The 10,205-nt window shown below is 63.1% G+C and carries 11 protein-coding genes and 1 pseudogene; 3 read left to right on the top strand and 9 right to left on the bottom strand.

Going from position 1 to position 10,205, the window contains the following annotated elements; all coding sequences use genetic code 11:
* Nucleotides 1-251 (top strand): annotated as a pseudogene (locus tag B7X49_RS16665) (hypothetical protein); the annotation flags it as partial.
* A gap of 27 nt (nt 252-278) precedes the next feature.
* Here the strand turns inward: B7X49_RS16665 and B7X49_RS16660 are convergent.
* A complete protein-coding gene (locus tag B7X49_RS16660; protein WP_286705199.1) occupies nt 279-1,334 on the bottom strand; it encodes a glycoside hydrolase family 5 protein in 1,056 nt (351 codons plus the stop codon).
* Between the two features lie 137 nt (nt 1,335-1,471).
* On the opposite strand from B7X49_RS16660, the gene B7X49_RS16655 reads away from it, so the two are divergent.
* On the top strand, nt 1,472-2,122 hold the full coding sequence (locus tag B7X49_RS16655; protein WP_286705196.1) for an NAD(P)-dependent oxidoreductase: 651 nt from the start codon (nt 1,472-1,474) through the stop codon (nt 2,120-2,122).
* A gap of 10 nt (nt 2,123-2,132) precedes the next feature.
* Here the strand turns inward: B7X49_RS16655 and B7X49_RS16650 are convergent, their stop codons facing one another.
* The 6 genes from B7X49_RS16650 to B7X49_RS16625 form a co-directional block, all read right to left on the bottom strand.
* Nucleotides 2,133-2,534: a helix-turn-helix transcriptional regulator gene (locus B7X49_RS16650; RefSeq protein ID WP_076454714.1), complete on the bottom strand. Its 402-nt coding sequence runs from the start codon at nt 2,532-2,534 to the stop codon at nt 2,133-2,135.
* Nucleotides 2,531-3,208, bottom strand: coding sequence for a peroxiredoxin (locus B7X49_RS16645; protein ID WP_286705195.1), 678 nt, complete (start codon nt 3,206-3,208; stop codon nt 2,531-2,533). Before B7X49_RS16645 ends, B7X49_RS16650 begins: the two co-directional genes overlap by 4 nt.
* A gap of 124 nt (nt 3,209-3,332) precedes the next feature.
* A complete protein-coding gene (gene recQ, locus B7X49_RS16640) occupies nt 3,333-5,138 on the bottom strand; it encodes a DNA helicase RecQ (RefSeq protein WP_408735585.1) in 1,806 nt (601 codons plus the stop codon).
* Nucleotides 5,139-5,449: 311 nt separating this feature from the next.
* On the bottom strand, nt 5,450-5,656 hold the full coding sequence (locus B7X49_RS16635; protein WP_029313577.1) for a cold-shock protein: 207 nt from the start codon (nt 5,654-5,656) through the stop codon (nt 5,450-5,452).
* Between the two features lie 243 nt (nt 5,657-5,899).
* A complete protein-coding gene (gene clpS / locus B7X49_RS16630) occupies nt 5,900-6,220 on the bottom strand; it encodes an ATP-dependent Clp protease adapter ClpS (RefSeq protein WP_029313579.1) in 321 nt (106 codons plus the stop codon).
* A gap of 193 nt (nt 6,221-6,413) precedes the next feature.
* Nucleotides 6,414-6,947 carry a phasin family protein gene (locus B7X49_RS16625; protein ID WP_286705194.1) on the bottom strand — a complete coding sequence of 178 codons (534 nt, stop codon included), beginning with the start codon at nt 6,945-6,947 and terminating at the stop codon, nt 6,414-6,416.
* A gap of 482 nt (nt 6,948-7,429) precedes the next feature.
* On the opposite strand from B7X49_RS16625, the gene B7X49_RS16620 reads away from it, so the two are divergent.
* Entirely contained in the window at nt 7,430-8,623 is a 1,194-nt protein-coding gene (locus B7X49_RS16620; protein ID WP_286840288.1) for a D-alanyl-D-alanine carboxypeptidase family protein, read from the top strand.
* Between the two features lie 67 nt (nt 8,624-8,690).
* Here B7X49_RS16620 and greB read toward each other — a convergent pair whose 3' ends face one another.
* Both greB and B7X49_RS16610 read right to left on the bottom strand, forming a co-directional pair.
* A complete protein-coding gene (gene greB / locus B7X49_RS16615; RefSeq protein WP_286705191.1) occupies nt 8,691-9,200 on the bottom strand; it encodes a transcription elongation factor GreB in 510 nt (169 codons plus the stop codon).
* A 31-nt stretch (nt 9,201-9,231) separates the two neighbouring features.
* Nucleotides 9,232-9,855 carry a hypothetical protein gene (locus tag B7X49_RS16610; RefSeq protein ID WP_286705190.1) on the bottom strand — a complete coding sequence of 208 codons (624 nt, stop codon included), beginning with the start codon at nt 9,853-9,855 and terminating at the stop codon, nt 9,232-9,234.
* Nucleotides 9,856-10,205 lie beyond the last annotated feature (350 nt).

The raw sequence follows: 10,205 nt of genomic DNA, 5'->3' as shown, positions 1-10,205 counted from the left end.
CGAAACGCCTGGAACAAGCTCATGCAGATGCCAAAACAAATCGCTTCGATCACACAACGAGACTGGATCAAAGCGGTCATTGGATAGGCAGGTTGGTATCAGACGTCTCCGTGACCGATGGCGTCCAACAGGGGCGCGCGATCTCGTTTTTCAGCCTCGCCGGCGGCAAAATCATGAAACTCGTCGAGTTCTGGCCGGAGCCTTTTGCGCCGCCCCATGATCGGGCGCGGTTTACCGAACCATTGATCTGACCAACCCTGTCGCGCGCCTTGGCGTGGTCACCGCCACCCCAACGCCCGCATCACACCAGGATCGAGCCGCGCCACGCCATGCGCCATCGGCGACACGTTCAGACCCATCGGATCATCATACCCCCAAAGCGCCCAGCCAAACCCGTTGGCAACGAACGCACCCCGCGCCGCGCTCAGCCATTCCCGCCGCGCCTGCACATTCAGCGCCGCGGCCGCCCCGAATTCACCGACCAGAACATTGGCATGATGGCGGGCCGCCCAGGCCCCGACCATGCCGATCCGCTTCGCCAACGCCGCCGCATCCCAGCGCCCGGCGCAATAATAACGCACCACCGCCGCCGTCCGCGCATCACCGCCGATCGCATCGCACGCCGCCACCGAACTCACCGGAAACGGCAACCGCGCCAGCACCCGGCGCTCAAGCCCAGGGTCGAACGCCGCCAGCGCGGTCAGCACCGCCGGCTCATAGAAATGAAAACTATAGATCACCCGCTGATCGGCAATCGGCGGCAGTTTCAGCAAACCATCGATGCCGCCCCAATCGGCCCCGGTCACAATCACCGTGGAACCCGGCAGGCTACGCCGAATCACCGCAAGCACGCCCAATTGCATGGCCGGCCACGCGGCCGGATCGGTCAACACCGGTTCGTTCATCACCTCCGGAAACACGCGGGAGGACCCGAATCCAGCCAGAACCGGCGCGACCAGCCGCCAGAACGCCACCAGCCCCGCGCGATCGAGCGCGGGATCGCCAGCATTCCACCGCAACGGCGTCGGCACCACCACCACGCCCAACCCCGAAGCGAGCACGCGCCGCACCGCCGCCTGCAACGCCTGCAAGGCGCCCGGTTGACGCAGCAGCGCCGGTTGCACCGGCAAACGCAGAAACCGCACCCCCGCCGCGCGCAACTGCCGCAGCGTCCCCGATGACAGATCGCAGCACAAATCCGCCGCGCCCGATCGGGCCGGATAGCGAAACCAATGCGCCACGTTCAAACCATCGCGCAACACCGGCGGCAGTTGCGCCGTCGCGATGCCACACCACAACAGCGCGATGGCCAGAGTTCCGAACAACCGGATCATGTAACCCAACCTATAGTAGAAAATTTACTATACCTTGAGTTTCATCCCACGCACCGGGTTTCTGAAGAAGCACCGCAAAAAACTTCCGCTCCAACCGGGCATCGCCATATCCACCAGATCGGCATAGAGGATATCCCATGAAAACCATCGTGTTCGGCGCAACCGGCGGCACCGGTGCCGCTGTCATCCGCCTGCTCCGTGCCGAGGGTGATGACGTCACCGCCTTTGTCCGCAACCCCGCCCGTCTGACCGAGCAGGCGGGCGTTGCGCTCGTCACCGGCGATGTCATGAACCCCCCCGATGTCGCCGCCGCCATGCCGGGGCATGACCGGGTGGTGATCAGCCTCGGCAATTCGCAGAACCCGTTCGCCCTGCTGCTCGGCGCCAAGCGCACCACGCCGCGCGATGTCTGCGAAACCGGCACCATCAACATCATCGCCGCGATGCAGGCGGCCGGCGTCCGGCGCGTCGTCTGCGTCACCGCGTTCGGCATCGGCGCGACGCGCACGAAATCGCCGCTGATGTTCAAAATCTTCTACAGCCTGGTCCTGCGCGAACACATGGCGGACAAGGAGCGCCAGGAGGCCGCCTTGCGCGCTTCCAGCCTCGACTGGACCCTGGTGCAGCCGGTCGGCCTGACCGACCAGCCAGCCACCGGAACCTATACCGCGAGCCCGACCGGCGCGCTCGGCAAACAAACCATGGGCCGGGCGGATGTCGCGCGCTACATCCTCACCGCCTTGGCCGACCCCGCCACCATCGGCCAGTCGATCGCGCTGTCCGGCTGACCCCGCGGCCTTACGGCCGGCTCGGGCCCACTGTTGCGAACATTGCCACCTGCCGGTTGCTGGCGTCAGGGCGCGGCGTGTCGCTCCGTACCGACGGCGCAACCGGGTCGCGCGGTTCGCCGCCGAACCCGACCAACAGCGCCTCGATCAGGCGTTTCTGCTCGTCATCCGCAATGCTGTAGATCATCGCCCGCGAATCCCGCCGCGCCACCACCAGCCCGGCATCGCGCAATTCGGCCAGTTGCTGCGACAGATTGGGCTGGCGGATATCGAGCGCGGTCTCCAAATCCCCCACCGCCTGTTCGCCGCCCAGCAGATGCAGCACGATGCGCAGCCGCACCGCATTGGCGAGCGAGCGCAGCACCAGCGCCGCCTTCGCCACATCGATCGTCGCCGCCCCCGCGCCGCTCATGCCGGCTTTGCCTTCGGCGTGCGCGCATCGGGCAACGGCCCGGTGCGGTAATACCAATCCTCGCCGGCAAAGCCGGGCTCATCGAGCGCCGCCGCCAGTTGCGGCGCCGGCAATATCACGTCCTCCCCGGGCACCCAGTTCGCCGGCGTCGAAACATGATGCGCATCGCTGGTCCGCAGTGCCGCCACCAGGCGCAGCAGTTCTTCGACATTGCGGCCCGTCGTCATCGGGTACCACAAAATCGCCCGCACGATCCCGATCGGATCGATCACGAACACCGCGCGCACCAGCGCGGTATCCGGCGCCTGCGGCGGCACCATGCCGAAACTGCGCGCAATCACCATCGAAGGGTCCTCAATGATCGGAAACCCGATGTCCACGCCGAATTGCACCCGAATACTGCGCAGCCACGCCAGATGCGAATAAAGACTGTCCACCGAGAGCGCGAGCAACGCACAATCGAGCGCCGCAAACCGCTCCGCCGCCCGGGCCAAGGCGACGAATTCGCTGGTGCACACCGGCGTGAAATCCGCCGGATGCGAAAAAAACAACACCCACTGCCCCCGATAATCCGAAAGCGAGCGCATCCCCATCGTGGTGCGCGCCCGAAAATCCGGAGCAACATCATGCAGTTGCGGCGGATGGACCGCATCGGATGCAATCGGCAGTGTCATGCTGTTTCCTTATCGACCGGCCCGCGAGACCGTGAACATCCCCACAACGGGAGATCGAGGGCTGACACTTAGAATATCGCTAAATTATCGTTTTGCCAATATATCACGTGCCGCAGGTCGCGGCCTATCCCTGCGCCTGGGCCAGCGCCGCCAGCACGTCATCGCCGTAGCGGTCGATCTTGCTGCGCCCCATGCCGGGAATCGCCTCCAGCTCCGCCCGGCTGCGCGGCCGCTTGGTCGCCAGCGCCATCAGCGTGCTGTCATGAAAAATCACATAGGCCGGCACGCCCTGCGCCGTCGCCAGTTGCTTGCGCGTCGCCCGCAGCGCCTCGAACACCGGCTCAGCACCGGCATCCAGCATCGTGCGCGCCGCCGGCCGCGTCCGCGCGCCGGCCGATTTCGTGCTCGCCTGATCGCGCCGGAAGTGCACCACCTCCGCCCCACGCAAAATCGGGCCGGACAACGCCGTGGTGCACAGCGCGCCGAACTGCTCATGATCGACCGCGACAATGCCGTGCACCACCATCTGGCGGAACACCGAAGCCCAGCCCTTGCGGTCGAGTTCGGTGCCGACGCCAAAGGTCGGCAGCTTGTCATGCCCGAACCGCACGATCTTTTCGGTCGCCACCCCCAGCAGCACATCGGTCAGATGCCCGACGCCGAACCGCTGCCCGGTCCGCAACATGGCCGACAGCGCCTTGCGCGCCGCCAACGTGCCGTCCCAGGTTTCCACCGCCGTCGCGCAATTATCGCAATGCCCGCAGGTCAGTGCCGGCGTTTCGCCGAAATGCGCCAGAATCGCCCGCCGCCGGCAGGCCGCGGTTTCGCACACGCCGAGCAGCGCATCGAGCTTGCTGCGCTCGACCCGCTTGACCTCGTCCGGCGCGTCGCCCTGATCGATCATCCGGCGCCGCAGCGTCACATCCTGCAGCCCATACAGCAGCAGCGTCTCGGCCGGCATGCCGTCGCGCCCGGCCCGCCCGGTCTCCTGATAGAACGCCTCCAGGCTCGACGGCAGATCGAGATGCGCGACAAACCGCACATCCGGCTTGTCGATCCCCATGCCGAACGCAATCGTCGCGACCAGCACCAATCCCTCGTCCGCGAGAAACGCATCCTGATGCCGGTTGCGCGTCCCGGCATCGAGCCCGGCATGATAGGCCAGCGCGTTGATCCCCTGCGCCCGCAGCCAGGCTGCCGTTTCCTCCACCGTCGCGCGGCTGAGGCAGTAAACAATGCCGCTCTCGCCGGGATGCGTCTTCAAAAACGCCAGCAACTGCTTCTTCGGCTCGGTCTTGAGCGCGATATTATAAAAAATATTCGGCCGGTCGAAACTCGCGAGGAACAACCGCGCCGCACCCAGGTCGAGCCGGCGGCGAATATCCTCGCGCGTCTGCGGATCGGCCGTGGCGGTCAGTGCCAGGCGCGGCACGCCGGGAAACCGCGTGCCCAACGTAGCCAGTTGCAGATATTCCGGCCGGAAATCATGCCCCCACTGGCTGATGCAATGCGCCTCGTCGATCGCAAACAGCGCGATCGGCACCGCATCGAGCATGTCCATGAAATCGGCCGAAACCAGCCGCTCCGGTGCGACATACAGCAAATCGAGCCGCCCGGCGCGCAAATCCGCCCGCACCCGGCTGCGCTCGGCCGCATCGAGGCTGGAGTTCAGCGCCGCGGCCCGCACACCCAACTGGCGCAGCGCCTCGACCTGATTGCGCATCAGCGCGATCAGCGGCGACACCACAATGCCGACGCCGGGCCGACACAAAGCGGGCAATTGATAACACACCGATTTACCACCGCCGGTCGGCATCAGCACGATCGCATCCGCCCCGCCGATCACATGCGAGACAATCTCGGCCTGCTGGCCCCGAAACCCGCCGTGGCCAAAAATCGTGTGCAGAATCTGCTCAGGCGTCTGGCTCAGCGCCGTATCATGGGCTTCACTCGAAATGACGGGGACTCCAGCAGAAGATCGTGTGGCTCATGATGTCTGCCCTCGGTCCTTGCATGTCAACCGGAGCCAAACAGGCAAGGTAAGGTCTTCTTTTTTGTGAACAAAAAAGAAGCAAAAAAAACTTTGTTAATCTGGGCCCGCGCCTTTGAAACCGCCCGTGCCCCGGAGTCAAAAAGTTTTTTGCTTCTTTTTTACAAAAAAGAAGCGCTCGCTACCCTACCCTAAAAGCCAAAAAAAAAGCGCCGCACAAGGCGACGCTTTTTCAATACCTTCGGACCGGATTAGGCGGCCTTGAGGTTCTCAGCGGACATCTTGCCCTGCTGGCCGCGCTGAACTTCGTACTGGACCTTCTGGCCCTCGTTCAAACGGCCGAGACCCGAGCGCTCGACGGCCGAAATATGCACGAACACATCTTTCGAACCATCATCGGGCTGAATGAAACCGTAGCCCTTGGTCGCATTGAACCACTTAACCGTACCTGTCGACATAACAACTCTCCAACTAAACCAACGAACGGCGACTCACACTGTGTGAGCCAGGAAACTCTTCAACGTGGGGAGGTGTCGAATGCGAAAATCGCACAAAGGCACGCAGCAACCCGGACCGAAAAAAAGCGCCGTGAAACCTCTATAGTCGCTTTCGCAAACAATGACCAGTGCACATCCTGCATGACTTGACGGGGCAATGCATGGCACCGCGCCCCGCCCGATCCTGCGGCATGCCAACCCGAGCTATTCGCGTTCCAGCGTGCACTGCAACGGATGTTGGTTCTCGCGCGCCAGATCCATCACCTGGGTAATCTTGGTCTCAGCGATGTCATAGGTGAACACCCCGCACACGCCCACGCCACGGCGGTGGATGTGCACGGTGATCTCGGCCGCCTCATCGCGGCTCTTGCCGAAAAACCGCTCGAGCGCGTGAACCACGAACTCCATCGGCGTATAATCGTCGTTCAGCATCATCACTTTATAGAGCGGCGGCCGCTGTGGCTTGATCCGCGTGTCGGTGTCGAGGCCGAACCCGGCATCGTCCTTCCGTCTGAAATCACTCATGATGTTCCAATCCCATCGCGTCGTGCGCCGATGTCCTAGTCCGGCACGGGCCGGATGTCACGCATCCCGCACGTGTCAATCGAAATCTGAATACAACCGTCCGAAACAACAACGGGCGAACCGTCTCCGGCTCGCCCGCTTTAACATCAGGTCGCGTGGCGCCACGCAATTCCGCCGCGCCATCGCGCCATGATCAGAGAGCGGCGCCGAACTTCTCGACGGCGAGCGTCATCCGCGCGGTCAGCGGCGCAATCGCCTGCTCGGTCAGCTTCATCGAAGCGTCGGTGAGCTTGCTGGTATCGGCCATCGCCTTTTCCATCATCGAACGCGTGAAGCCGGACTGCAGATCGACCGCTTCCTTGACCGACTTGACGCCGGCAATCGCCTTCGTCATCGCAACGGTCTCTTCAACCGAAGCCTGCGTGCTGCTGGCAATGTGCTTGGAAAGACCCTGCAGGCCGGTCGTGAAGATCTGGCTGGCCTTCATGAAGGCTTCCATGTTGCCCTTGCTGAAGGCAACCATGTCTTCGGTCGTCTTCATCGCCTTGGCCATGCTTTCCTTCATTTTGGTCTGCTGAGCCTCAAAGCCCTTCGCTGCGTTTTCCATGCCGTCCTTCATTGTGCTGAGGGTCTTTTCGAACCCTGCGGTTACCTGCGCCTTGGTCTCGGTCATCGCCTCGGTCGCGGCGGTCTGAACCAGGTCGGCTGATTTCGTTTTGGCAGTCATGATCATATCCTTCTCAATCGGTTGCGGTTCCTGCGGACCCAACATGGTTCCGTCGGCGGTGCGTCCGTTGCTCAGGTCAAAGCACGACCGCCCAATTTCTAGTCGCCCGATGCCTCCTCGCCCAATGGGCCGACAGAAGCACCGGCGTTTCGCCACACCACGTTTACCGCAGTGCAGCATGATCGAGATAGGCCGATCAACTGAGCGCGTCAATTGTTTTTTGTGCGGTGCAACATGAACAATTTACCCCGCCCGACCATCGGCAGCGCCCTGATGCCGGCCAATAATGCGCCGTCCACCCCTTCCGATCTGGTAACACTATTCGTTAACCAATTGGTTTTTTTATTAAATATACGAATTTCGGGTAGACATTTCGGACTGTTTTATCCTACCAGTTTGTCAGCGATTGTTCACGAGTGGGAGCGTACGGAATGTCAGGTGGCGGTTTGCAGCTCTGGGTTGCGTCAACAGCCAAGCGTTTCATGGCCATGGCGCTCGGGCTCGGTGTCATCGCCGCGCAATCCATCACCCCCGCCCAGGCCTTCCCGGCCGGCTATGGCCCGGTCTCGCCCGGCACCGACTGGATCGTGATGGATGCCACCACCGGCAAAATCCTGTCGCAGAACAACCCCTATACCGAACGTTTCCCCGCCAGCCTGACCAAACTAATGACGCTCGATCTCGCCTTCCACGATCTGCGCGCCGGCCGCCTCTCGCCCGATACCACCATTCCCGTCACCGCCGCCGCCGCCAATGTGCAGCCTGTCAAGCTCAACCTCGTGCCCGGCCAGACCATCACGGTCCGCCAGGCCATGCTCGGCATGACGACCCTGTCCGCCAACGATGCCGCAACCGCGCTCGGCCAATATCTCGGCAACGGCAGCATCAGCCGCGCTGCCGCCGCCATGACCGAACGCGCCCACGCCCTCGGCATGCTGCACACCCAATTCTACAACCCCTCCGGCCTGCCCAACCCCGGCCAGGTGACGGATGCCTACGATATGGCCGTGCTCGCCCGCCACATCCTGCTCACCTATCCGCAATACCGCTACCTGTTCTCGGTCGCGAGCTTCATGTTCGAAGGCCGGCCGATCCCCAATATCGACGGCATGCTGAAACTCTACCCCGGCGCCATCGGCATGAAGACCGGCTATACCGACCTCGCCCGCTTCAACCTGGTCACCGCCGCCGTGCGCGATGGCCACATGCTGATCGGCGTCGAGCTCCACGCCCGCGGCTGGAGTGTGGCCTACCACACAATGGCCCACCTGCTCGACCAGGGCTTCGCGGCCGAGGGTGCCGGCACCGGCCCGATCATCGCATTCCGCAAAGCCCTGCCCGCGATCATGCCAACCGCCGATGCCGCCACCATCCGCCAGACGCGTCAGGCCACCCACCCCCAGGCCACCCACCCGATGTTCGCCGCAGCCGCCCCGGTGCGCCAGCCCGCGGCCCGCCGCGTTCTGGTGACCGTGGCACAGCGCCATGTCACCATCCGCAATATCGTGATGCGCTCCGGCCACGTCACGCAGGACATGATCCCCGGCTGGACCGCGCAGATCGGCGCTTACGACAATTACGCGATGGCGAAACGCCAGGCCCTGTTGATCCACGCCGAGCGGCCGCCCATGCCACCTGCACCTTACTGCAACGCCGCCACCAATCCTGCTTCCTGATCGGACCACGCCAGGAAAACCTGGCGATGCGCTGACCCACCGGATCATTACGGACCTCAACCGGTCGTCAAACCGGGTCCGGGTAATCGATGCGGCGGATTTCCACAAGTTGCGGGCCATTGGGCGTCTGGATAACCACCTCATCGCCGCAGCGGGCGCGCAGCAGAGCGCGCGCAACCGGTGAGGCAATACTCACGGTCGACTGGCTCATATCCGCTTCATCGACCCCGACGATGCGGACGGTCATATCCCGCTCATCTTCCGTCGTATAAGTAACCGTGGCACCGAAAAACACGCGATCGCGCTGGGTCTGAGCGGCCGGACCAACAATTTCGGCATCATCGAGGCGTTGCGCAATAAACCCCAACCGCCGGTCGATCTCGCGCAGCCGGCGCTTGCCTTCCTTGTAATCGGCGTTCTCGCTCCGATCGCCATTGCTCGCCGCCCAGGCGACGATGGCGACAATCTTGTGCCGATCTTCCCGCAAGGCCGCACGTTCCGCCTCGAGGCGGCGATGCCCCTCCGGCGTCATATGCACCTTGGCGACCGGCGCACCGGGCGTTCCAGCCTTGGGCATGACCGGCGTCGGCTCGCCGCGCGTCAGATCCTCACCGCCACCATTTGACCGGCGTCGGTTCCTCGGACTCGGCCGCGACCGGCGGTTTGGCACGGCGCGATCGGGTCTGACGCGGCGGTGCGGGGTGCGCCTCAACCGGCTGCGCGTTCGTCACCGGCAGGACCTCCGGCTCAACCTCGGGTGCCGCCAAGGTCGGAACCGATATCGCCGCAGGCGCGGGGGCCGGCTCGGGTCGTGCCACCTCAGCGAACGCCGTTTCCGCCTGAGCGATTTCGGATTTGGCGATTTCGGCGTGAGCAATCCGTGTCTGAAGCGTCTGGATCATCACCTGCGCGTCGTGCAGCGATTGCTCGGCCCGCAACCGCGCGGCGCGTTCGGTATCGCGTTGCCGTGTCATGTCGGCAAGGGCGGCGGCATGGCGATTTTCAGCGTCCGATTTCGGATGCAGAATCGTCACCGGCACTTCGCCGTCGCGCACAAAACGGCGCCGCTGGATCGCACCACCCAAATTACCGCCGCCCGAACCATGGGTCTGGCTGCTGGTATTCGAATGATTGTTCGCAGGGGTCGGTGATGACATGAGGCCGAGTGAACGGCGGATGCGGGCTTCGGTAACCTCGTCGGAAACTTCAGCCTCGTCGGGCTCGTTGAGCAAAGAAATACCTCGTTATGATCTGGAATAGAGTGCTGACCGGCGAAAATGATGAACGACGGCCGTTTGGTGTGGGCCTGATCGATGGCTAAAGCGAATCGACGCTGCCTGACCTAAACCGCCTTACTATGGTCCCTTGGCGATGACCGCGCAAGCCGCAGCCGATCAAATGAGATATTTCTATACAAAGACCACCGGCGGAACTCACGCGTCCATGCATAAAAAAGAAGAAAAATGTTTTTAACCTAAGCTTTACTAGTGTCCCGTCGCAGTGATTACGACTCCTTGATTGATGGCGTGGGGTAGGATTTGGCCATCTTCACTCTTGCCTGATCTGTGGAGAACATCCAGCG

Origin of the sequence: Acidiphilium sp. 34-64-41 (assembly GCF_002282635.1) — a bacterium.
In the GTDB taxonomy this organism is placed as follows: Bacteria; Pseudomonadota; Alphaproteobacteria; order Acetobacterales; family Acetobacteraceae; genus Acidiphilium; species Acidiphilium rubrum.
Note: the sequence above shows the minus strand (reverse complement) of the source record. Positions and strands in the feature narration are given on the sequence as shown.

Bases quoted from the DNA above. Each gene is read 5' to 3' on its own strand.
- clpS (WP_029313579.1), bottom strand. From the start codon at position 6,220: ATGAGTGATTTCAGACGGAAGGACGATGCCGGGTTCGGCCTCGACACC.
- B7X49_RS16650 (WP_076454714.1), bottom strand. From the start codon at position 2,534: ATGAGCGGCGCGGGGGCGGCGACGATCGATGTGGCGAAGGCGGCGCTG.
- B7X49_RS16660 (WP_286705199.1), bottom strand. From the start codon at position 1,334: ATGATCCGGTTGTTCGGAACTCTGGCCATCGCGCTGTTGTGGTGTGGC.
- B7X49_RS16645 (WP_286705195.1), bottom strand. From the start codon at position 3,208: ATGACACTGCCGATTGCATCCGATGCGGTCCATCCGCCGCAACTGCAT.
- B7X49_RS16625 (WP_286705194.1), bottom strand. From the start codon at position 6,947: ATGACTGCCAAAACGAAATCAGCCGACCTGGTTCAGACCGCCGCGACC.
- B7X49_RS16635 (WP_029313577.1), bottom strand. From the start codon at position 5,656: ATGTCGACAGGTACGGTTAAGTGGTTCAATGCGACCAAGGGCTACGGT.
- B7X49_RS16620 (WP_286840288.1), top strand. From the start codon at position 7,430: ATGGCCATGGCGCTCGGGCTCGGTGTCATCGCCGCGCAATCCATCACC.
- greB (WP_286705191.1), bottom strand. From the start codon at position 9,200: ATGCCCAAGGCTGGAACGCCCGGTGCGCCGGTCGCCAAGGTGCATATG.
- B7X49_RS16655 (WP_286705196.1), top strand. From the start codon at position 1,472: ATGAAAACCATCGTGTTCGGCGCAACCGGCGGCACCGGTGCCGCTGTC.